The sequence below is a fragment of the Rhodoblastus sphagnicola genome, from assembly GCF_002937075.1.
GTDB lineage: Bacteria > Pseudomonadota > Alphaproteobacteria > Rhizobiales > Beijerinckiaceae > Rhodoblastus > Rhodoblastus sphagnicola.
Genome location: NZ_NHSJ01000034.1, coordinates 23,997 through 45,708 on the forward strand (window position 1 = coordinate 23,997; position 21,712 = coordinate 45,708).

General features: G+C 63.8%; 22 protein-coding genes, 1 tRNA gene and 1 pseudogene. 11 read left to right on the plus strand and 13 right to left on the minus strand.

Translation table 11 applies throughout. The annotated features are described in order from the left end of the window. Positions 1-28 precede the first annotated feature (28 nt). Positions 29-490, plus strand: coding sequence for a molybdenum cofactor biosynthesis protein MoaE (locus CCR94_RS03705; protein ID WP_104506529.1), 462 nt, complete (start codon positions 29-31; stop codon positions 488-490). A gap of 537 nt (positions 491-1,027) precedes the next feature. Here the strand turns inward: CCR94_RS03705 and CCR94_RS03715 are convergent. Continuing rightward, entirely contained in the window at positions 1,028-2,140 is a 1,113-nt protein-coding gene (locus CCR94_RS03715) for a sigma-54 interaction domain-containing protein (RefSeq protein WP_206605770.1), read from the minus strand. Positions 2,141-2,299: 159 nt separating this feature from the next. Between CCR94_RS03715 and CCR94_RS03720 the strand changes: the two genes are divergently transcribed. The 5 genes from CCR94_RS03720 (at position 2,300) to CCR94_RS03740 (ending at position 6,187) form a co-directional block, all read left to right on the plus strand. Next, on the plus strand, positions 2,300-3,184 hold the full coding sequence (locus tag CCR94_RS03720) for an ATP-binding cassette domain-containing protein (RefSeq protein WP_104506531.1): 885 nt from the start codon (positions 2,300-2,302) through the stop codon (positions 3,182-3,184). Continuing rightward, positions 3,181-3,882 (plus strand): GTP-binding protein, encoded by a 702-nt coding sequence (locus tag CCR94_RS03725; protein ID WP_104506532.1) that lies wholly within the window; start codon positions 3,181-3,183, stop codon positions 3,880-3,882. The genes CCR94_RS03720 and CCR94_RS03725 overlap by 4 nt, the downstream gene beginning before the upstream one ends. 1 nt (position 3,883) lies before the next feature. After that, a complete protein-coding gene (locus tag CCR94_RS03730) occupies positions 3,884-5,047 on the plus strand; it encodes a cysteine desulfurase family protein (RefSeq protein WP_104506533.1) in 1,164 nt (387 codons plus the stop codon). 27 nt (positions 5,048-5,074) lie between these two features. Further along, positions 5,075-5,758 (plus strand): (Fe-S)-binding protein, encoded by a 684-nt coding sequence (locus CCR94_RS03735; protein WP_206605771.1) that lies wholly within the window; start codon positions 5,075-5,077, stop codon positions 5,756-5,758. 354 nt (positions 5,759-6,112) lie between these two features. After that, positions 6,113-6,187, plus strand: a tRNA-Gln gene (locus CCR94_RS03740). Between the two features lie 379 nt (positions 6,188-6,566). On the opposite strand, the gene CCR94_RS03745 is transcribed toward CCR94_RS03740, so the two are convergent. From CCR94_RS03745 to CCR94_RS03765, 6 genes and pseudogenes are all read right to left on the minus strand, one after another. Continuing rightward, the gene (locus tag CCR94_RS03745) at positions 6,567-7,511 is read right to left on the minus strand and encodes an FAD:protein FMN transferase (RefSeq protein WP_104506535.1); all 945 of its coding nucleotides are present in this window, start codon (positions 7,509-7,511) and stop codon (positions 6,567-6,569) included. After that, positions 7,501-9,666, minus strand: coding sequence for a PepSY domain-containing protein (locus tag CCR94_RS03750; RefSeq protein ID WP_104506536.1), 2,166 nt, complete (start codon positions 9,664-9,666; stop codon positions 7,501-7,503). The genes CCR94_RS03745 and CCR94_RS03750 overlap by 11 nt, the downstream gene beginning before the upstream one ends. Positions 9,667-9,678: 12 nt before the next feature. Continuing rightward, positions 9,679-10,149, minus strand: coding sequence for a DUF2271 domain-containing protein (locus CCR94_RS03755; protein WP_104506648.1), 471 nt, complete (start codon positions 10,147-10,149; stop codon positions 9,679-9,681). Between the two features lie 26 nt (positions 10,150-10,175). After that, on the minus strand, positions 10,176-10,571 hold the full coding sequence (locus tag CCR94_RS03760; RefSeq protein WP_104506537.1) for a hypothetical protein: 396 nt from the start codon (positions 10,569-10,571) through the stop codon (positions 10,176-10,178). 369 nt (positions 10,572-10,940) lie between these two features. Further along, a pseudogene (locus tag CCR94_RS25870) lies at positions 10,941-11,499 on the minus strand (transposase family protein); the annotation flags it as partial. A gap of 184 nt (positions 11,500-11,683) precedes the next feature. Continuing rightward, positions 11,684-12,568, minus strand: a complete 885-nt coding sequence (locus CCR94_RS03765) for a branched-chain amino acid aminotransferase (RefSeq protein WP_104506649.1) — start codon at positions 12,566-12,568, stop codon at positions 11,684-11,686. A gap of 164 nt (positions 12,569-12,732) precedes the next feature. On the opposite strand from CCR94_RS03765, the gene CCR94_RS03770 reads away from it, so the two are divergent. The 5 genes from CCR94_RS03770 to CCR94_RS03790 all read left to right on the plus strand — a co-directional run bounded on the left by CCR94_RS03770 (position 12,733) and on the right by CCR94_RS03790 (position 17,010). Continuing rightward, positions 12,733-13,218 carry a MarR family winged helix-turn-helix transcriptional regulator gene (locus CCR94_RS03770; protein WP_104506538.1) on the plus strand — a complete coding sequence of 162 codons (486 nt, stop codon included), beginning with the start codon at positions 12,733-12,735 and terminating at the stop codon, positions 13,216-13,218. Next, a complete protein-coding gene (locus CCR94_RS03775) occupies positions 13,215-13,937 on the plus strand; it encodes a response regulator (RefSeq protein WP_104506539.1) in 723 nt (240 codons plus the stop codon). Before CCR94_RS03770 ends, CCR94_RS03775 begins: the two co-directional genes overlap by 4 nt. Next, a complete protein-coding gene (locus CCR94_RS03780) occupies positions 13,934-15,289 on the plus strand; it encodes an ATP-binding protein (protein WP_104506540.1) in 1,356 nt (451 codons plus the stop codon). The genes CCR94_RS03775 and CCR94_RS03780 overlap by 4 nt, the downstream gene beginning before the upstream one ends. 60 nt (positions 15,290-15,349) lie before the next feature. After that, positions 15,350-16,210 carry a DUF1186 domain-containing protein gene (locus CCR94_RS25875; RefSeq protein WP_104506541.1) on the plus strand — a complete coding sequence of 287 codons (861 nt, stop codon included), beginning with the start codon at positions 15,350-15,352 and terminating at the stop codon, positions 16,208-16,210. A 146-nt stretch (positions 16,211-16,356) separates the two neighbouring features. Continuing rightward, complete coding sequence (locus tag CCR94_RS03790; protein ID WP_104506542.1) at positions 16,357-17,010, plus strand: FkbM family methyltransferase; 654 nt, start codon at positions 16,357-16,359, stop codon at positions 17,008-17,010. A gap of 189 nt (positions 17,011-17,199) precedes the next feature. On the opposite strand, the gene CCR94_RS03795 is transcribed toward CCR94_RS03790, so the two are convergent. From CCR94_RS03795 to CCR94_RS03815, 6 genes are all read right to left on the minus strand, one after another. After that, positions 17,200-18,063, minus strand: a complete 864-nt coding sequence (locus tag CCR94_RS03795; RefSeq protein ID WP_146089850.1) for a hypothetical protein — start codon at positions 18,061-18,063, stop codon at positions 17,200-17,202. A 217-nt stretch (positions 18,064-18,280) separates the two neighbouring features. After that, positions 18,281-19,117 (minus strand): HNH endonuclease signature motif containing protein, encoded by an 837-nt coding sequence (locus tag CCR94_RS24405; protein WP_146089851.1) that lies wholly within the window; start codon positions 19,115-19,117, stop codon positions 18,281-18,283. A gap of 25 nt (positions 19,118-19,142) precedes the next feature. After that, a complete protein-coding gene (locus CCR94_RS03800; RefSeq protein WP_104506544.1) occupies positions 19,143-19,823 on the minus strand; it encodes a TetR/AcrR family transcriptional regulator in 681 nt (226 codons plus the stop codon). Between the two features lie 49 nt (positions 19,824-19,872). Beyond that, positions 19,873-20,679, minus strand: coding sequence for a pyrroline-5-carboxylate reductase (gene proC / locus CCR94_RS03805; protein ID WP_104506545.1), 807 nt, complete (start codon positions 20,677-20,679; stop codon positions 19,873-19,875). After that, entirely contained in the window at positions 20,676-21,179 is a 504-nt protein-coding gene (locus tag CCR94_RS03810) for a type III secretion system chaperone family protein (protein ID WP_104506546.1), read from the minus strand. Before CCR94_RS03810 ends, proC begins: the two co-directional genes overlap by 4 nt. 254 nt (positions 21,180-21,433) lie before the next feature. Next, a complete protein-coding gene (locus CCR94_RS03815) occupies positions 21,434-21,706 on the minus strand; it encodes an accessory factor UbiK family protein (protein WP_104506547.1) in 273 nt (90 codons plus the stop codon). Positions 21,707-21,712 lie beyond the last annotated feature (6 nt).

Here is a 21,712-nt window from a genome sequence, read left to right on the forward strand (position 1 = left end):
GCGCATCGCAACGCCAGAGGCCAGATTTTTGACCCCCAAGACCATCAAGGTCCAGCCGCAGGCTTTCGACGCCGGCCACGCCAGCGCCGCGCTCACCTTCGGGCGCACGGATGTCGGCGCGCTGGTCAGTTTCGTCGGCCTGTGCCGCGACGAGGCGGGCAGTCTGGCGGCGCTGGAGCTGGAGCATTATCCCGGCATGGCCGAGGCCGAACTGGAGCGCATCGCCGCCGAGGCCGAAAACCGCTGGCCGCTGCAGGGGCTGACGGTGATCCATCGCTACGGAAAAATCGCGCCGGGCGAACCGATCGTCCTCGTCGCCGCGACCAGCGCCCATCGCGCCGCCGCCTTCGCGGCGGCCGAATTCATCATGGACTTTTTGAAAAGCCGCGCGCCGTTCTGGAAAAAAGAGCACCGCGTCGATGGAACGCAAGGCGGCTGGGTCGAGGCCAAGGACGCCGACGAACAGGCGCTGGCGCGGTGGGAGACGTAAAGCCGCCGCGCCCATTACGGCAAATTCGGGCAGGAGTGAAAATCGAAAAATCGGGGAACAGCCATTTTGGCGAAACTTTGTTCGCTTTTCGTTCCACGTGAAACGCTCTTTTTCCCAACACAAACAATTGTTTTAAAACATAATAAACAAAACGCTTCTCCCGCCCTGCCCCCGCTTGCGGAAATTTTCACCCCCGCAACCCAAAGGTTGTTACGCGCAAAATGCGGTTCCTTTTTTCAAGATACGCACGGTTTTTGCCAAAACGGCGCGTTCTTCGCGCGTTATGCGCGGGTGCGATTCAATCAAAAATAGAATTTAGACGAATTCCCGCTCCGGCGCGCCATTGCGCCGGGGCCAAAAGCAGGCCACGGGGATGCGGGGTCGGCCCCGGCGGAAAACGGCGATGATCGTGCGCCGGTCCTCCAAGGCGATTTTCGCCCCTTCGTTGCGCTCCGGCGCAAACCGGCGCTGACCCCTCTCCCTCCCGATGGCCAGCGCAGGCGATTTGGAAACCCGCGTCGAAATCAATGCGGCGGATCACTGGCGAGCGGATCGTCCCTTCAATATGCCAAGCTTTGCAAGATGGGATCGCAACGTGTTTCGGCTGATTCCAAGCAGAGAGGCCGCTCGAACCTGATTTCCCTGGCTTTTCTCGTAGGCGATGGTGATAAGGGATCTGGTGACGTCTTCAAAGATGTTGGGCCGCTGCTCGTCGATCGCCGCCGCGATCGCGGTTTGTATTGAACCGGGCTGCGCAGTGGTCAGCCCGGAATTCTCCGACGTGAACGCGGGAAGGTTGAGATCGTCAGGGGTCAGCAGGCGCGCCTTCGACACGAGGAGCGCGTAGTGAATGACGTTTTCCAGCTCCCGGATGTTTCCGGGCCAGGGATAGCTTTCGAGTTTCCTGACCGCCGCTTCCGCCAGTTCGACGCGGCCCATGCCCAATTTTTCCGTATAGGTTTTCAGGAAATGTCGGGCGAGCGGCTCGATGTCGCGCGTCCGCTCCCGCAGCGGCGGCAGCGAGATGGACGCGACCTTGATCCTGTAGAACAGGTCTTCCCGGAACTTTCCCGCCGCCATGGCCTTGTCGACGTTCACATTGGTGGCGGTGATCAGACGCACGTCGATGGGAATGGCCTGGCGCGAGCCGACGCGAACGACTTCCCGCTGCTGCAGCACGCGCAACAGCTTGCATTGCAGATTGAGCGAGAGTTCGCCGATTTCATCGAGAAAGAGCGTGCCGTTGTTGGCGATTTCGAACCAGCCGGCGGTGGTGACGTGCGCGCCGGTGAAAGCGCCGCGCTGGTGCCCGAACAATTCGCTCTCGGCGAGACTTTCGCACAGCGAAGCGCAATTGACCGCGACGAACGGCTGGCTCTTGCGCCGGCTCAGGTCGTGGAGGCGCCGGGCGGCGAGTTCCTTGCCCGTGCCGGTTTCGCCGACGATGAGGATGTTGGCGTCGCTGGGCGCCAGACATTCGATCTGCCGCGCGACCTCCCGGGATTTCGGATCTTCGAAGACAATCGCGCTCGCCGCGATGATGCGCGGGTTGGTTTGACTCCCGACCATCGCGACCAGTTCGCCCGAGGGCGCGCTTTCGAAGTCGCCGTCTGGCCGACCGGCCTTTTTCAAATGAGCTTGGGTTCGCATGGGGCGCGATTCAAATCTCTGCTGGCTATATAGCAGGTATTGCTCTTATCTGCTGCTTTTGCAACAATAATTTTCTCCATTTTGTTTAAAATACAAGAATATCAAAGTATTGCAACATGGCCCGCTCCTTGCAAACTCGTTGTGCAAAGGAGCTTTGGCATGGCAAATCAGGCGTCGATCGACTGGAGTGGCGTGAACGGACGGGGTGGTCAGCTTTCCGCGAACAGCCCTTTGGATCAGGGTGGCCACCAGCAGAGCGTAATCCGCCAGGTCTCCATCATCGGAGGCAAGGGCCGCGATGGGCTTCACGACGCCATCGATCGCCTCGACCTGAACATGGGGGATGTCGTCAGCGTCGTCGGCCCGACCGGCTCGGGCAAGACGACCCTGATCAACGACATGGAATTGTTCGCCGACGGCGACACGCCGACCGGGCGTCGCATCCTGATCAACGGCGAGACGCCGCCGGAGGTTTTCCGGGACGATCCGTCGCGCAATCCGATCGCGCTCATCACGCAGCACACGTCGTTCCTGTCGGACCTTCCCGTCGACGTGTTTCTTCACACGCACGCCGGCATTCGGCGCTCATCGTCGCGCGAAGCCGATGAACTCGTGAGACAAACGCTCGATTTCGCCAATCAGCTCACGGGCGAGCCGATTTCGCTGTCCAGCAGCATGACGGAATTGTCGGGCGGCCAGACACGATCCCTGCTCATCGCCGACGCGACCATCATCTGCGACACGCCGATCGTCCTGCTCGACGAGGTCGAGAACGCCGGCATCAACCGCTCGCGCGCGCTGGAATTGTTGAGGGGATACAAGAAGATCTTCATCTTCGTCACCCATGACCCGCGCATCGCGCTGTTGTCGGATTACCGGATCATCCTGCGCGACGGCCGCATCGCCGACGTGCTCAAGACCGACGCGCGCGAGCGCGCGCTGGCGCCGACAGTCGCCCGCTTCGACGATGTGCTTTCGGACATTCGCGACCGGCTGCGCCAGGGTCTGCGCATCGAAAACTTCGACTTCGGAGACGTGGCATGAAACTGGCCATTTGCGCGGGAACCGCGACCACCGGAAAATCGGCGCTGCTGCATCACGTCATTCCGCGCCTCCAACGGCGCGGCTGGTCGGTGGCCTTCCTCAAGATCGACGTGCAATATGCCGACGAGGACGAGCGCTTCGCCAGGGACTTCTCCATTCCCACGCGAAAAGTCTATTCCGGCGACCTCTGCCCCGATCATTGCAACGTCATGGTGCTCGGCGACGCCGTGCAGTGGGCGGAAAAGTCCGGCGCCGACATCCTTCTGGTCGAGACCGCCGGCCTGTGCCTGCGCTGCGCGCCCTATGTCGATCGCGGTCTGGGCATTGTCGTCGTGGAGGCGACCAGCGGCATGAATCTGCCGCGCAAGATCGGCCCGATCCTGTCGCTCGCCGACATCGCCGTCGTCACCAAGATCGACCGCGTTTCCCAGGCCGAGCGCGAAGTGTTCCGCGCCCGCATCATGGAGGCCGCGCCGCAGGTGCGCATTCGCGAGGTCAATGCGCTGCATGGCATCGGCGTCGATCCGATCGCCGACGCCATCGCGAGGCAGCCCGACATCGACGCCGAGCTGACGCTGCGCGGCAATCCGCCGGTGGGGACCTGCACGATCTGCGTCGGCAAGAAGACCATCGGCTGGCAATCGCATTTCGGCGTCGTGCGCGCGCTCGAAAACCAGACGTTCTATCGGGGCGAGTGACGTGACCATCTATTTCGACAATTCGGCGACGACGCCGGTCGATCCCCGCGTCGCCGAGGCGATGGCGCCGTGGCATTCGGCGGCGTTCGGCAATCCGTCGAGCCTGCACGCCCTCGGCCGCGCCGCGCGCGAGGCCGTGGAGGCCGCGCGCGAACAGGTGGCGGCGCTGATCGGCGCGAAGGCAAAGGAGATCGTCTTCGTCGCCAGCGGCACCGAGGCCGACAACCTCGCGCTGGCCGGCGCGTTCCGCGCATCGCCCTCGGACCGCGATGGCGTCATCGTTTCCGCAATCGAGCATCCGGCCGTGCTGGAGACGGCCAAGGCCTTGCGCAGCCAAGGCGCAGCCCTGACACTCGCGCCCGTCGACTCCGACGGTTTGGCTGATACGGACTGGTTTCGTCGTCACGTGAGCGCGACGACCCGGATCGTGTCGCTGATGGCGGCCAACAATGTGATCGGAACGGTTCAGCCGTTCGCCGAAGTGGCCGCGATCGCCCGGCAGGCCGGCGCCTTGTTCCATACCGATGCGGTTCAGGCGGCCGGACGGATTCCCCTCGACGTGCGCGCCGCGCCAATCGATCTGCTCTCGATTTCGGCGCACAAACTTCATGGGCCCAAGGGCGTCGGCGCCTTGTACGTCCGCGACGGCGTCGCGCTCGCGCCGATCATTCACGGCGGCGGCCAGGAACGCGGCCTGCGCTCGGCGACCGAGAATGTCGCTGGAATCGTCGGCTTCGGATGGGCCGCGGAACTCGCGCGCGAGCAAGGCGCGGCGGACAACGTCCGCCTCGTCGCGCTGCGCGAGCGGCTGATCGAGGGCGTGTTCGCGGCCTGCCCGCAAGCCTATGTCATCGGGCATCGCCACCGGCGGCTGCCCGGCCATGTCGCCCTGGCGTTTTCCGGCCAGGAAGGCGAAGCCATCCGGCTGATGCTGGCGCTCGACGAAGCGGGCGTCGCCGCATCGACCGGCAGCGCGTGCAGCGCCTCCCATGCCGACGAGCCCTCCTACGTGCTGCGGGCGCTGGGGTTCGATCCCTTCAGGGCGCGCGGCGCCCTGCGGCTGACGCTGGGCCGGTTCAACACGGAAGCAGAAGTCGATCGCGTCGTTTCGGTTTTGCCAGGACTGGTCGGCGGCCTGCGCCGCATCGCGACGGCGCGGCGTTGAATTTCCAATTTCGAGAGGATGAAGGCCATGTTGTCTCAAACCGTCGAGCTTCCGGGCGCCAATTGCGGCGTCTGCGGCTATCGCACCTGCGACGCCTTGGCGGCGGAGCTTGAAAGAAAGCCGGACTTGATCAATCGCTGCCTCACGCGAGCGGCCAACGTCATCGAACCCGCCGACAAGGCCGTTTCCGCCCGTTCGCACATCGCGGAAGATCTGGATCGACCGGCGCAAGACTCGCGCGCGACCTTGCGCGACAGTCTGGATCGCGAGTTCGACTTCTACCTGGAGCACTTTCCCGAGGACCCCGGTCCGAAGGAGATCATCATCCCGCACAATCCCATGCTGACGCGAGAGCTGGAGATTTCCGTCGGCGACCTGATGGTGGGCCGCCCCCTGGGCATGTCCTGCGGTTGCCCGATCACGCATTGCGGCGTCGTTGTCGAGGTCGATCGCCGCACCGGCGTGATCGTCTGGTGCGTCACGGGTCCGCTGGGTCCGCGCAACAAAGGCTTCAAGGATATCGGCTATTACATTGCCGAGGGTTACGAGGGGCTGATCACGGACGCGCGCGTCGATATCAAGATCGGCATGCGCTATTTCTTCCAGCCGCGCAGATGTATGCTGCAATGGCGCCACAGCGGCCTGGTGAATTACATCAACAAATCGAAGGATGGCCTTCAAGTTCGACTCGAAGGCCTCTGGATCGGTTGAAGTCGTCTTCGATCTGAAGCCATAGACCCCGATTGTTGGACGAACCGTGTTGGCTTGTCCAACGACGCCGGCAAGGGATCGCTCCGCGAAGAAAATCGTGGCTGTTGCGCGGTTCGAAGCGCGGGGGCGAGCGCGCCGCAATCGAATCCGCTCGGGCGGGCCGATCATGCAGGCCGAAAAGCAGTTCGGCGAAACCGGGGACGCGAATTTTCGTCCAGGCGGGCGCGAGGCTGGCGACACCGCGTCCTCGTTGCAAAGTTTCCATGATTTTCGTCGGGTCTTCGCAACAAAATTGGGTTCGACGCTTGCGGGGCGGCGGAACGCCAATTATGGTCCGCGCCGACTCGCGTGTTTTGGGGCGTCGCCAAGTGGTAAGGCAGCGGATTTTGATTCCGCCATCCGTAGGTTCGAATCCTGCCGCCCCAGCCAAGTCTCGAAATCCAGCCATAAAGCCTTGAATTTTAAGGGATGATGGGCCCAGCAGCGTCGCACGCGCCTGTCCCCAGGGGTGTGATCGGTGTGGGTCTGTGTCAGCATGTTTATCGCCGCGGGGGCATCTATTGGTGGCGACTGCGACTCGCTTCCTCTTCGAGTTCTTGCTATGTTCATGTCAGCATGAGATTGAGGTGATGACGTCTGGCGGATCGGTGAGCTTGTTCCAGGCGGCGCCGGCCGCTATCCAAGCGAGAAGCAGGCATCCTCGCACGATTGGGTGATCGTCGAGGCTTGGCGCCGCCGGGCGCCGAACGCGAACGACCGTTGAGAATTTCAACGTCGGCGATCAAACCCAAGCGGTTTTCACATGCGATTAATCAAATACCGCATGCGTCTCGCCGTTCCTGGTGACGAAAATGGCGCGCAAGCCGAGGCGGCGCGAGAGGACGGAGCCGGCGTCCTCGCCCAGAACCATCAGCGCCGTCGCCCAAGCGTCCGCCACCATGGCCGTTGGCGCCAGCACGGTGACGGAGGCGAGATCGTTGGCGAGCGGCGCGGCGCGGCGGGGATCGATGGTGTGGGCGTGTCCGCGCCCGTCAATGTCCTGGACATGGCGATAGTCGCCCGATGTGGCGACCGCGCCGTCGTCGAGTTCGATCACGCCCATGAGGGCGCGCGCCTCACGGCTCGGCCTTTCGTGACCGACCGCCCAAGGCTTGCCGTCCGGCTTGCCCCCCGCCGCGCGCATTTCGCCGTCGATGCCGACCAGCCAGGATGACAGGCCCGCCGCCTTCATGATGGCGTCGAGTTCATCGACGCCGAACCCCTTGGCGATACCGGAGAGATCGAGCCGCAACGGCGCCAGTTTTTTCGCCCGCGACGACGCTGGATCGAGGCGCAGGTTTTGCGGCGGCGGCGACCGCCGGCGCCCGGACAGGCTGGCGATCCCGACGGCGTCAGGGGTGCGAGACCCCGCGCCAAGGCCCCAGGCCTTCACCAGATCGCCGACGCCGATGTCGAAGGCGCCGTCCGAGAGTTCGCCCACCAGCAGCGCTTCTTGCAGGACCCGCATCAGCTTGCGCGGCACATCGACCCAGACGCCGGTTGGCGCGCGATTGAGCCGCTCCAGATCCGAATCGGGACGCCAGACGGACATCTGGCGCTCCACCTCGTCGACCGCCTGCTGCAAGCCCACCGCCAGCGCCGAAGTGTCGAACGCGTCATCGGCGTAAAACACCGCCGACCAGCGCGCGCCCATCGCGGGTCCGTTGAGCGCGCGCCGGTGGAGTCCGTCGCGCTGCAAGGCGTCAGTAGACATCTTCAAGATACCTTCCGTTCGATTTCAGCGTGGCCAGATCGAGCCCGAGCGGGCGCACCACGGCTTCAATTGTTTCCGCGACCGCGCGCGCCATGTCGCGGCCGCCGCACACCAGGATTTGCGCCTCCGCGCGAATGAGGACGCGCAGCCGATGCGCGTCATCGGCGACGCGATCCTGCACATAGGCGGCGTCGGCGGGATGGCGGGAGAAGGCCGTGCGCAAACTGGTCAGGCGGCGTTGCGCCAGCCGCTCGGCGAGTTCGTGCTCATAGAGGAAATCCGAAGCCGCCGAGCGTCCGCCCCAATAAAGGTGCATCGGGCGCTCCGAGTCATTGGCGCGGACAAAGCCGGCCAGCGGCGCTATGCCGGCGCCCGCGCCGATCAGGATCAGCGGCGCGCGCCCTTCGACCGGACGAAAGCTCGGGTTGTCCCGGATGAAGGCCTCGATCTGTTCGCCGGCCTTCAGACTGTGCAGCCAGGTCGAGCACAGGCCGCCCGGTTGCAGGCGGACGCAGATTTCCAGCACGCCGTCGCGCCGCGACGAAACCAGCGAATAGAAGCGCGGCATGGCGCTGCCGGGCGGGACGATTCCGACGAGATCGCCGGCCTCGAAACGCGGCGCGTTTCCGGGCGACGCGAAGCGCAGGATGGCGACAGGGGCGCCGACCGCCTCGCCATAGGTTTCGCGGCCGACGAGGGCGAAGGCGTTCGTCTTCGGCGGTTCCGCGACATGTTCCAGCGTCAGCGCGCAACCGAGCGCCGCGCCAAGGTCGCGGCCCCATTGCGCGAATTCCTGCGCCGATTGTCTATCGATGCGCTTGGGCGCGATCAGGCGCGGCCAGCCCTGCGCGTCGAGCGCGGCGACGACCCTTTCGGCGTAGCCGCAGAAGCTGGGAAAAGTGCGGTCGCCAAACCCGAGCACGGCGACGGGAATGCGGCGCTCCAGTCCGCCGAGCTTTTCGAGAAATTTTTTGGCCGAGGCGGGCGCGTCGCCATCGCCATAAGTCGCGGCGAGGATGACAAGTTTTTGCGCGCGGAGATGTGCGTTGTCGATGTCATCCATGGCGGCGAGGCTGACGCGCTGGCCGGCTTCGCTCAGAGCGCGCGAAAGCGTTTGCGCGAAGCCCCAGGTCGAGCCGCCCTCGCTGCCGACGAGGATCACAGTGTCGGCGTCGGCGGTGGGCGCGGGCGCGATCACGCGCGGGGTGGCGCGACGGCGTCGCCACATCAGGAACCCGGTCGCGCCGAGAACGGGCGCGGCGGCGGTCGAGAGGCCGAGGAAAAGCGCGAACGCCCAGGAAAAGCGTCCGGTGTGCAAGGCATTGGCCAAGCGGCCGATCCGGTCCATCGTCGATGTCGGCGTGAACGCGAGAATGCGGCCGGTCGAAGGATCGACCACGGCCTCGCCCCTGGACTGGCGCAGCGTGAAGACATCCGTTGGATCATTGCGCGCGGGAAAAGTCAGGCGTTCGAGATCGGCGACATCGACGGCGGCGAGTCCCGCGAGTCGTCCGACAGGCGCAGCCGGGCCGCCTTTGGCCGCGACAGCCGGCGCCGGGTTTTCCGCGCCGGGCAGCAGGCCGAAGGTCGTCGCGGAGAGAAACGTCCCCGTCAGCGCGGAGAGCAAAAGGCCCGCGAGCGCGAGGCGGCCGAGTTCGCCATGCCAACGCCGCGCCGCGCCGCCCCGGACCGGCCGCAGCAGCGCGCCGGCGCCGCCGAGGCTGCGCGCCAGCATGACAGCGCCGGTCAGGCTCAACGCGAGCAGGCCGAGCGCCGACAAGGCGACGGCGATGCGGCCGGAATCGCCCATCAGCAGCGAGCGGTGCATATCGGCCAGCCAGCGGAACGTCTCGGACGGACGATAGGCGCCAAGCCCCGCGCCGGTGCGGGGATCGACGATCTCGACCTGCTTGCCGGCGCCGTCGTTGAAACTCACGGTCACCGCGCCGCCGCCGCTCACACGGATCGCGTCGACACGTTGATGGCGCGCCGCGACGGCTTTCGCGAGGGCGGCGACGCTGACGCCCGGCGCGATCGCCGGCGCGGCGAGCCGATCGACGGCCGGTTGCAAGGAAAGGCCGACGCCCGTCGCCGCGATGGCGACGAGCAGCAGCGCGAGCGCGAGGCCCGCGACCGAATGAAGACGGCGCAACATGGTCTCGTCTCCTTAAAACGTCACCTTGAACGACTTGACATAGCCATCGCCGGCGATGGGTTTGCGCGAGGCCGAGGCGTCAAGCGGGGCGACCACTTCCGAAGGATTGTCCATGCCGTCCTCGACGGAGGTGTCGACATGAATTTTGTAGCCGGCGTTGATCAGCGCATCGGCGATATCGACGGTGATCTTCAGCGTCTTGCCGGAGCCGACGCTGGCGCCGGTGATGCCGTCCACTTCCGCGAGGCGCCCCCCGGAGGCGCGCGTCCAGTCGGACAGGTGGCGATAGTACTTGGTCTTGTCGCCGGCCATCCACAGCGTGCCCTTGTACTTGCCGGCGCCGTCGAGCAGGTAGAGCGCGACATAGGCCTCGTTGCCGCCATAGGCCTTCAATGTGGTCTCGAACGTCACCTGACGGGCTTGCGCGAGCGTCGGCGCGATGAAAACGGCGGTGGCCGCGAGCATGGGGAGAGCACGTTTCATTTTTCCGGATCCTTTCCGCGCGGCGTTCATTGCACTTCGACCTTGGGACGGGTCTTGCCGGAAAAAACGCCATTGTCGGGCACGGGCGCGGTGGCGGCGTTGGGATCGGCTGGCCGGCTGTCGCCACCGCGTCCGGCGCGGTCGCCGTGATGGTCGCGGTCGCCATCGTGTTCGCCGTGGTGGCGATGGTGATGGCGTTCGCCGTCGTCATCGTCGTCATCGTCCCAATGGCGGCCATGATGGCGGCGCTCGCCATGGCGATCATTGTCACGGTCGTGCTCGAACCCGCCGGCGAGACGGGTCGGCTGCTGTTGCGATTGCGCGCTTGGGGAAGCGTTCGGGTCGGCGGCGGAGGCGCCCGACACGGCGCTGATTGCTGCGGCGGAAACAAGCGCCGCAAAGATGAGGGCAGGTGTTTTCATGGATCGAAACTCTCGATTGAACCGGGAGCACATTCGACCTTGCGCCTGACAGCGAGCTGAAACGGGCGCCGATTTGCGTTCAGCCTGGCGTCAGAAATGGACCGTCGCGCAAAAAACCTCGCCCGCGCCGGGGAGAGCTGGCCCCGGGTGTCGGAACAGTTTCTCGCGAAAGATAGGTGGTTTTCTGCCGGGTTTCGTTCGTTGCGGGCGCCGTTGCGTTGGGTGTGACGCAGGGAGCGTGTCGCCCGACCGTAGTCGCATCCGACGCCACGGCGGCGGAAAACTCAGGCCACCTCCAGACAGGGCGTCAGTTCGAAGCAGGCCTCGTCCGGCGTGCGTCGGTCAAGGGGCGAATGCGGGCGCCGGCGATATATACGTGATGTCGGTCGCCAAGGCCGGTTCGGCTTCTCGACTTTCACGCCGCGCAACAGATGCGGATAAATCTTGTGGCCATAAGATCGCGGAACGCGATCCATCCCGGATCGCTATGGCGGCGGCCAATCGAAACGCCGCCACGACTGAGAAAGTCGCCCAACATCCGGCTTCCGGCGAACGGATATTCCAGATGCAGTTCGTCGATCCTCCCCATGATTGTGAGGCCTCGGGCGACACGGGCCGGGGCCTGTAGTAGACGCCGCCCCGGCTGAAGTTCAAAACCTTCGCCTGCCGGACGAGGGAAAGATCGTGATCCCTGTCGATCATCGTTTTGCGCTCGGAAAACCCGCTTTGGTGAGCGCGCCTTCCAAAAATTCGCTTCGCGGACCTACGGTTCGTTCTCCAGCGCCAACTCTCCGATCTTGGCATGCAGAGCCTTCAAATCGACGGCCGGCGCGGAAGCTTGGCTCCCGCCATGCCCGAAAACCCCGGCCGCGCCTTCAAGAAGCTGGGCCTTCCATTGCGTGATTTGGTTGGCCGATCGCCGAAACAAAACGGGTCGTTTTGCCGCCACCCCGCTGACGTCATGCCCTCCCCGGACTCGATCCAGGGGATTGCGCCGAGCCTGCACGCCGACCCGCGCGACGCACTGTCGAACATTTCGCGCTGCATCGCCGCTTGGATGGCCGGGACAAGCCCGGCCACGCGGCGGCGACAGCGAGGCTTGCCGTCGAGGCTTACGCCAGCACCTTCGGCTGCACTTCAGCGGCATAGGCCTCGACCAGCGTGCGCGAAATCGCGCCCGGAACAAAATTGTAAGGCCCGATCTCCGCCACCGGCGTCACTTCCGCGCCCGTGCCGACAATGAAACACTCTTCAAAACCCGCCAGTTCCTCCGGCAGGATGCGGCGCTCGTTGACCTTGATCCCCTTGTCACGGGCGAGGCCGATCACGGTCTGGCGGGTGATGCCGTTCAAGAAACAATCGGCGATCGGCGTATGGATTTCCCCGCCCTTGGTGAAGAGAATGTTCGCTCCGGTGCATTCGGCGACGCGGCCCTGCCAGTCCAGCATCATGGCGTCGGCATAGCCGCGCCGCTCCGCGCGATGCTTTGAGATCGTGCAGATCATGTAGAGGCCGGCGGCCTTGGAGGCGCAGGGCGCGCAGGCCGGATCGGGGCGGCGGTACTCGGCGATGTCGAGCCTGATCCCCTTCATCTTGGTGGCGATGTCGAACATGGACGGCCAGTCCCACACCGCGATGGCGACGTGAATCTTCGCGTTTTGCGCGGCGACCGCCATCATTTCCGAACCGCGCCACGCCACCGGGCGCACATAGCAATTGGTGAGATTGTTCTTGGCGACGGTCAGAATCTTGGCCGCCTCGATTTCCTCCACCGAATAGGGAATTTCGAAATCGAGCAATTCCGCCGACTTCTTGAACCGCTCGGCATGCTGGCGCGACTTGTAGATCACGCCATTATAGGCGCGCTCGCCCTCGAACACGCAGGAGCCGTAATGCAAGCCGTGGGAGAGAACGTGAACCTTGGCGTCTTTCCATGGAACCAGCTCGCCGTTTTTCCAGATGAAGCCATCACGCTGGTCGAAAGGCAAAACGGACATGTCGCGCTCCTGCAAAACTGCCGGGAAAGTGTGCGGGCGGCTTTTTTCGGGGATCACGGCTCGCGCCGGCTCGATCGCCGCTCTGGGTAAGCTTGACGAGTAGCAACCGACCTGAAATATGTCAATAGAACTGACATATTCAGCCGCCGGGAAAGAGGCCCCCGATGGACCAAGCCTTGCAGCGTCAATCTCCGCCGCCCGTTTCCGCCTGCGAAAAGATCGAGCCCGAACCGATGTTCGACCTGATCGAGGCCCTGTTCTTCGCCTATCGCGATTTCGTTGGCGAAGCGGACCGGCTGCTGCTGCGCTACAATTTCGGCCGCGCCCATCATCGCGTGCTCTATTTCGTCGATCGCCGCCCCGGCCTGTCGGTGGCGGAGCTGCTCGACCTGCTGAAAATCACCAAGCAGAGCCTGAGCCGCGTGCTCAAAGAGCTGCTCGACCAGACCTACATCGAGCAGCGGCCCGGACAGGCCGACCGGCGCCAGCGCCTGCTGTTTCCCACCGAGGCCGGCCACGCCCTCGCGCTGGAAATCGCCCAAGTGCAATCGCGCCGGTTCGCGCGGGCGCTTGAAAAGCTGCCCGCCGGCGCGCGGGCGCAGGGCGCGGCCTTTCTCGCCGCCATCAGCGATGCACGGGAGGACGCATGAGTTCCGCCGAAATTCCGCCCCCCACCGACGACGCGCCCCATATCCTGCTGGTGGACGACGACCGCCGCATCCGCCACCTGCTGTCGCGGGTGCTGCAACGCGAGGGCTATCGCGTCACCACCGCCGACAGCGCCGAGGACGCCGGCGCGCGCATACGCGGCCTGCATTTCGACCTGATCGTGCTCGACGTGATGATGCCCGGCGAAAACGGCTACCAGTTCGCGGCAAGGCTGCGCGCCGAAAACGCGCCGATCGCGGAAGCGCCGATCCTGATGCTCACCGCCCGCGCGGAAATCGAGGACCGCATCCAGGGCCTGGAGGCCGGCGCCGACGATTATCTGGCCAAACCCTATGACGTGCGCGAACTGACCCTGCGCGTCGCCGCCCTCTTGCGTCGCGCGACGCGGTCGGCCGCGGCCGCCTCGTCCAATCCGGCGCGCTTCGGCGAATTCCATTTCGATCCCGAGCGCGGCGAATTGAAGAAGGGCGACGAGATCATCCGCATCACCGAGCGCGAGCGAGACATGCTGCGCATCCTGAGCGAAAAGCCCGGCGAAACGGTTTCGCGCGAGGCGCTGGGCGGCGGCGAGGCCGCCAACGAACGCACGGTGGACGTGCAGGTCAACCGTCTCCGGCGCAAGATCGAGGAAGACCCTGCCAATCCCCTGCTGCTGCAAACCGTGCGCGGCATCGGCTACCGGCTGGCGGCGGAGCGATGAGTTTTTCCGCGGGGCTCCTCGCCGTCTGGCAGGGATTTGCGCGCACGATCGCGAGCGTGATGCCCAAGGGGCTTTACGCCCGCTCGCTCTTGATCGTCATCGTTCCCATGGTGATCCTGCAATCGGCCATCGCCGTGGTGTTCATGGAGCGCCACTGGAACCTCGTCACCTTCCGCCTGTCCAACGCCGTCAGCCAGGACATAGCGGCGCTGATCGACATTCACCGGAATTTTTCCGCTGATGACCCCGGCAATGACAGACTGGAAACCATCGCGCGCAAACGCTTCGGCTTTGAAGCGGAAATCCTGCCGCCGGGGCCGCTGCCGCCCGCCCTGCCCCGGCCGTTCTTCTCCCTGCTCGACCGCGCCATGTCGCAGGAAATCGGCCGGCTGATCACTTTACCCTTCTGGATCGACACGGTCGGCCAGTCGGATTTCATCGAAGTGCGCATCGACCTGGGCGACGGCGTGCTGCGCGTGGTGGCGCGACGCAGCCAGGCCTATGCCTCCAACACCCATATTTTCATCGTGTGGATGGTGGGCACGGCGGCGGTGCTGATCGTGGTGGCCATCCTGTTCATGCGCAACCAGATTCGCCCGATCATGGCGCTGGCCGACGCGGCCGAGGAATTCGGCAAGGGCCGCGAGGTCGAATTTCGCCCGCGCGGCGCCCGCGAGGTGCGCCGCGCCGCCTACGCCTTCCTGGAGATGAAGCGCCGCATCGAGCGCGCCATCGAGCAGCGCACCACCATGCTCAACGGCGTCAGCCACGACCTGCGCACCATTTTGACCCGGTTCAAACTGTCGCTGGCCCTGCTGCCCGACGAACCGGAAGTGCAGGACATGGCGGGCGACGTCAACGAGATGCAGCGCATGCTCGAAGCCTATCTGGCCTTTGCGCGCGGCGATATCGGCGAAGCCGCAGCGCCCAGCGACATTCCCGCCTTGCTCGAAACCTTGCGCCAGGAGGCCGAACGTCTGGGACACGAGGCCCGCGTGACCTATGCCGGCGAACCCATCGCCACCGTGCGTCCCGACGCCTTCAAGCGCTGCCTCGCCAATCTGCTCGCCAATGCCTTGCGCCACGGCGGCGCCATCGCGCTGGAAGGCTCCTGCGACCGCAAATTCCTGCAAATCCATGTCGACGACGACGGGCCGGGCATTCCCGCCGACAAGCGCGAGGAGGTGTTTCGCCCCTTCGTGCGGCTCGACGAGGCGCGCAACCAGGACGAGGGCGGCACCGGCCTCGGCCTCGCCATCGCCCGCGACATCGCCCGCTCGCACGGCGGCGACGTCTATCTCTCCACCAGCCCGCTCGGCGGGTTGCGCGCCAGCGTGCGCGTGCCGGTCTGACCCGATTTCCGAATTCTCCCGCCTCGCAGTATAGAGAGCGCTTACGTGCTGGGGGCCTCCATGAACCTTGTCGAAATCGCGCTCGTCGATCTGTCTGGCGCCGAAACCTTTCCGCTCGACGCGCTGATGACGCTGCGCCAGAAATGGGTTGACGCGCGAGACCCTTTGTTAGCGGCGCTTGAAACCTACGCCTCCGGCGCCGACCGTTCCGACGAAAACGCCTCAAAAGCGTTTTTCGGCCTGCATCTGCTGGCGGAAAAGCGCGATACCGCCGCTTTCGCGCCGCTGGTCGCCGTGGCGCTGGAAGGCGATCATCTCTACGACCTGCTCGGCGACGCCACCACCGAAACCCTGCCCTCGCTGTTGATCAGCCTGTGCGGCGGCGACTTCGTCACGCTGCAAAACATCGTCGAAACGCCCGCGGCCGACGAATGGGCGCGCGTCGCCGCCATCGAAGCCTTCGCCTGGTTCGTCCACACCGGCGATATTCCGCTGGCCACGGCGCGCGCGACCTTCGCCAACTGGTTCGAGACGCTGGAGCCGCGCGAGACTCATACCGTCTGGTACGGCCTGCAAGCCGGCGTGGCGCTGCTCGGTCTTGGCGATCTGGAGCCCCTGGTCGCCCGCGCCTTCCGGCAGAAACTGGTGGATGCGTCCATCCTCACTTTCGAGGACTTTCAGGAAGACTTGCGCGCCGCCCGCGCCGACCGCGACGGCTTTTTCAAAGAGCGCGGCCTCGGCCCGATCGAGGACGCCGTGGCCGCGCTGGAGGTGTTCGATCTCGACGAGGATGATCTGGAGCCGCCGCCGCCGGCGGAAAACAAGTTCAGGAATGTCGGCCGTAACGACCCCTGCCCATGCGGCAGCGGGAAGAAATACAAGAAGTGCTGTTTGGGGGCGAGCGGTTCGGGTTCCGAATGATCCATTCGGATTTCGCATGACAGCCTCGGGCAAGCCATGGAGCCGATCTTCTCAACCGAGTTGATTGAGTCGCGGTTCGCAATTCGTGCTCGTGAGACGCGATTACGGATTCCAGTGCGGCGTCGGATCAAATCCGCGAGGGTAGCATGGCCGAAAGTAATGTAGATCTTATTGTTCGCGAGCATTTTTTTAAAAATGCCGACAAAGGAATATTCCTGGAAGTCGGGGCGGCGCACCCCGACTGGCTTTCCGTCAGCGCGAGCTTTCGCGCCGCCGGCTGGCGGATCATCCCCATCGAGCCGAACCCGGAATTTTGTCGGCTGCATCGCCAGCGCGGCTATGAAATCCTGGAATATGCTTGCGGCGATCACGACCAGGACGACGTGTCCTTCACGGTCGTGGACACGTCCGGCGTGATTTATGATGGCGCTCCCATCACTTACGAATCCTACTCCTCGCTCGGGATGCGGGGCGACTATCTCAAGCAGTTTCATCGGGACGCGCCGGTCGGCAATTACAAGATCATGCCGATTTCGGTCAAGATGCGCCGACTTGACGGCATTCTCGCCGCCCATGCGGCCGATGTGACGCAGATCGATATTGTGTCGGTCGATGTCGAAGGCTGGGAGCTGGAGGTCATGAAGGGCCTCGACATGGACAGGTTCAAGCCCAAGGTTCTGGTGATCGAGAACCTTTTCAACGCATCCGAATATCGCGAATTCTTCGCGGAGCGCGGTTATCAGTTGTGGAACTGCCTGGCGCCGAACGACATCTATGTCCGGACCGACGCCGCGCTGTGATCCTCAAGCGCGATCGCACGCCGGCCAAATAAGGCGCGAGCCAATCGGCTGAGCTTCCCCCGCTGCGCTTGAAGCGGGGGAAGATTCATATTCCCTTGAAAACGCATAGTCTTTTCACAAGACCGGCGCCCGCGATCCTTGCAATGGGTTCGACAGGCCGGCATCGCGCAGCCTGCTCCCCCAAGGGGATCAGCGCTCCACACACTCCCGCAAATGCTCCCAGCAAGCCCCCGCGCCGATTTCGTCCACCGTCCACTGGCGGTAGGCGAGATTGGCCAGCCACTGCGCGCGGTCGCCGCGCCAGGGCTTTTCCAGGTTGGTGAGGCGGTGGCCGGAGACCTCCCAGGCGAAATTGTTCGGGCTGAGGCAGATGCTCGGCACGCCGGCCATCACGGCGTCGATCGCCGAACCGCTGGTGAACGACACCCAGGCGCCGGCGACGGCGAGATCCTCGCTCAGGGGGCGCCGGGACATATCGGCGCCGAGGGCGGCGGCGACGGCGATCCACTGCGCCGACGTATCCAGCGGATGCGGCCGCAGCACGATTTGCCGGCGCCATTTGCGATCGATATGGCTGGCGGCGTCGAAAGCCCATTCCAGCGCATCGACGCCGTCGAGCGAATAATCGCCCGGTAATTGCCCGGCGATGAACACGGGACCGTCGCCGTCCTTCCAGGGCTGCGCCACGAGTTTCATCGCCCGCGCCCGATCCGCCGGCATGTCGCGGCTGAAAAACCGGCCGGCGCGATGAACATGATCGAAACCGGCGCGGAAATACCATTGGTCGAAATCGCGCAGGATCGGCGTTTCCAAAATGAGCAGGTTGCGGCTGTGCAAATGGCGGATTTTTCGCGCGGCGCGCGCCCGCTCGACCGCACCGCCGCGCGGCGACCACAGGATCACCGCGACATCGCATTCGTCATAATCGAGCGACGTCACCTTGACCTTGTCGTTGGCGACCGCGAGGCCAGGAACAAGGCGCTTGTGGATGAAATCGATTTCGTTGCGGTTTTGCGCGGTTCGGTCAAAAATCGTTATTTTCAAGCTCGGCAAGATCGGTCCCCGTCTCGGTTCGTCGCGCGCGGGCGTAGCGCCAAATATATCGAATCACTGATTATCTAATGCCCATGATTAAAATGCGAAATAGCGAATGAACGTTGCCCCGGCCTTTCGGCTATCGTCCCCCGATGATCCGACTGGCCAAGCTGATCAGCGGATTGACCAGCGGCGCCAAGGTTTTATGCGCTTCATCAAGGCAGCAGATAACTTTTCATGGTCCATCGCTGACCGAGCTTCGCTTTAGCTTTCTCCAATATTCGCGAGCCTTCCACAATCGCTCTCGTTTATTTGGCCAAGAAACAATAGCTCCCCCGTATGGCGTCGCGGGTAATGATACCTGATCTTGTTTTATCTCTAACGCAAGCCCCACAAGGGCAAAGTTTTGCATCGAAACCCTAATTGGAGGATCAGAATTCGATCTTAGAGAGATTTTGTCCTTAGATATGTTTGCGACGTGCCCGCCTTTATAAAACACACCCTGAAACTCTAGCGGCTGCGCTTTCGCATTCAGACAAACAGAAACTTTTCTAGAATTATCTCTGATTCTCAAATATTGCCAACGAGCTTCGATATCCCAGGGGAGAGGATCGCCTGAAACCCATTCATTGTTTTCTATTTCAAGAATAAGGTTATCGCTTTCATCGTATAACCTAAGAGATATATGCAAAGAATTATCTATGTTATTGAGACTAACAACATTTTCCCCGTCCATTACAAGAAATGGCCCCTCATTAACGACAATTATCCCACCTAAATCCGCCGCGCAATAATCCTGGAATACCTCAAGCTTACCACGCACTCTACCCTCTCTTATGTTTAGTGGCGCAGCCTTGTATTGCCTCTGAACATGCTGAGGCATCGCTCCCGCTGTAACTTGAGCATGATGATTCGGGCATAATACCATCATGTCTTCCGGACGATAATGTTGTTCACCAGCCCACTGCACGATGTGGTGATATTCTATAAATGGCCGCCCACAGACACAGCAGCCAAAGCCGGCCTCTTTTCGTAACCGCCTCGCAACATCAGTCGGAATCTTTGACCTCATTAATTCCTCTTAATGCATCGAAGCACTATGGTTTGAAGTTGAAAATCTTGCTGGCCAGCCCGATCAGCGGATTGGCCAGCGGCGCCAAGGCTTTATGCGCTTCATCCAGCCGCTCGGCCCAGACTTTTCCGCGCGCGAGTTCGTGATCGAGCGCGGCCATGGTGATCGCGGAATCCTCGGTGTCATCGCCGAGCCAGACATGGAACACCCGCAGCCACGCCACCACCAGACCCTGCAATTTCACCGCGCCGACCGGGCTTTCGCTGCCCTGGCCGGCGGCTTCGAGCATGAAGCGCAGCGAATTGACCGCGAGTCGGTTGAGTTCGACCACAGCGAACGGGTCGCGCATCGCCCAGGCGTCGATGTTCACCAGCGCCGCCTTATAGGGCTTCAAGGCGTCGAAACGGCGCATCAGCACGTCAAACAGCCGGTCCTTGACGGTTTCATCCGCCAGATCGTCCGTCGTCGCGTCGAGCACGATGCGGTCGATGCGCCGCGAGAAGCCGCCGAGCACCGCGCCTTTGGACGGAAAGGCGTCGCGGAACCGCGCCAGCGACAGCCCGGCCCGCGCCGCCACCTCGGCGAGCGAAATCTCGGCCCAGGGCTTTTCCGCCGCCAGCGCCATCAGCGCGTCGACGACTTCTTCGCGCGCGTCCCCTGGCTTGAACTCCGAAGACTCATCCGAATTTTGTTTATGAGCGTTCATGGACCGGCCTCCGCGCCTAACATGGGTAGAAGCGCGTCGGGACGCAAGTTCAGCCGGACAAATCCTCGGCGCGTTTCCGGGCGGCCTCGGCGGCGCGGGCCATCAGTTCGGCCAAGCCGTCGGGGGCCATCAGCACGTCGAGCGCGGCCTGCGTGGTGCCGCCGGGCGAGGTGACGTTTTTCCGCAAGATTTCGGCGGAAATTTCGGGCTGGCGATGCAGCAGCTCGCCCGACCCCTCCACCGTGGCGCGGGCGAGGCGCAGGGCGAGATCGGCGGGCAGGCCCAGGCGCCGCCCGGCTTCGGCGAGCGCCTCGACCAGATAGAACACATAGGCCGGCCCCGAGCCGGAAATGGCCGTCACCGCGTCGATCAGCGCCTCGCGCTCGACCCATTCCACGCCGCCGACGCCCGAAAGCAGGAATTGCGCCTTGGCGCGCTGGTCGGAGCTGGTCGCCGGATTGGCGAACACCCCTGTCACGCCGCGCCCGACCGCCGCCGGCGTATTGGGCATGGCGCGCAGGATGGCGGAAACCGGCAGGCGGGCCGAGAGATTGTCGACCGTCTTTCCCGCGATAATCGACAGCAGAAAGGTGTCGCGGCCAAACAGCGAGGCGATGCCGGCGGCGACCGCATCCAGCGCCTGCGGCTTCACCGCGAGCACCACCGCTTCGGCGGCCGCGTGGGGCGGATTCAAGGCGAAACCCTTTTCCGCAGCCAGCGCGCGCAAGGACTCCGACGGGGCGGGATCGTGAACGGCGATGCGGCCCGGCTCGACCCCAGCCGCGAGCCAGCCGCCAAGCAGCGCCGAGCCCATCTTGCCGGCGCCGACCAGCGCCAAAGTGTCCGGCGCGCTCATGCTTCGCCACGCGTCTCGAACAGGGCGCTCGCCAGCGCCTCTTCCGCCGACTTATTGGCCCAGACCACGAACTGGAACGCCTGATAATAGCGTTCGCAGGCGTCGAGCGCGGCCGACAGCATGGCCTCGCATTGCGCCATGCCCGGTTGCGCGCCGCCGGCCAGCGGCAGGGCGTGACGGAACATCACCACGCCGTCGCGCGACCAGACGTCGAAATGGCCGATCCACATCTGCTCGTTGATTTTTGTCACCAGACGCGCGGTCTCGGCGCGGCGGCGCTCGGGCGCCTTGAGATCGAAGGCGCAGCCGAGATGCAGCGCCTCGCATTCGCCGAGCCACGTGAAGGCGATATCGTAATCCGCCCAGGCGCCGGTCACACCGAGCGAGATCTCATCGATATCGTCGCGATCGAAGTTCCAGTCCTTCAAACAGGCGAGCCGCTCGATCACATCGACCGGGTGCTCAAATCTCTCGCTATGGTCAATTTCAGTAAGCAGCATGGTTCGTTTCCGGCGCGCTATGCGCGAAGGAGTGAGGAAGTGGCTGTACTCGCGCCGATACTTTTTCGCCGTGCAGGCGCCTTGCGCCACCGCCCAGGGGGTGGTGTGGAAAGCGGCGGCGAATCACCTGACAAGGCCAATATAGCCGCATCGACCCCGAAGGTGAATCGTCCCTAACGACACATTCAAACTGCTGGATTCGCGAAGTTTAGTCCATGCTGCTAAAAAAAAGTCCACAGCTATCGTAGCGGCGCCTACGGCTTGGCCTCAGGCGCGGAGGCGGCGGCGAGTCTGGCTTCCAGATCGGCGATGCGCCGTTCGAGGGCGTCATTGGCGTTGCGCGCGGCGATGGCCATGTCGCGAACGGCTTCGAATTCCTCGCGGGTGACGATGTCCATGGTCGACATCATCCGCTCGACCTGCGCCTTGATCATCGTTTCGGCTTCCTTGCCGATATTTTTCGCGGCGCCGGCGGCGTCGTTGAACAAGCGCGACATATCTTCGAAAATACGGGGGCGTTCCTGCATGGCGGG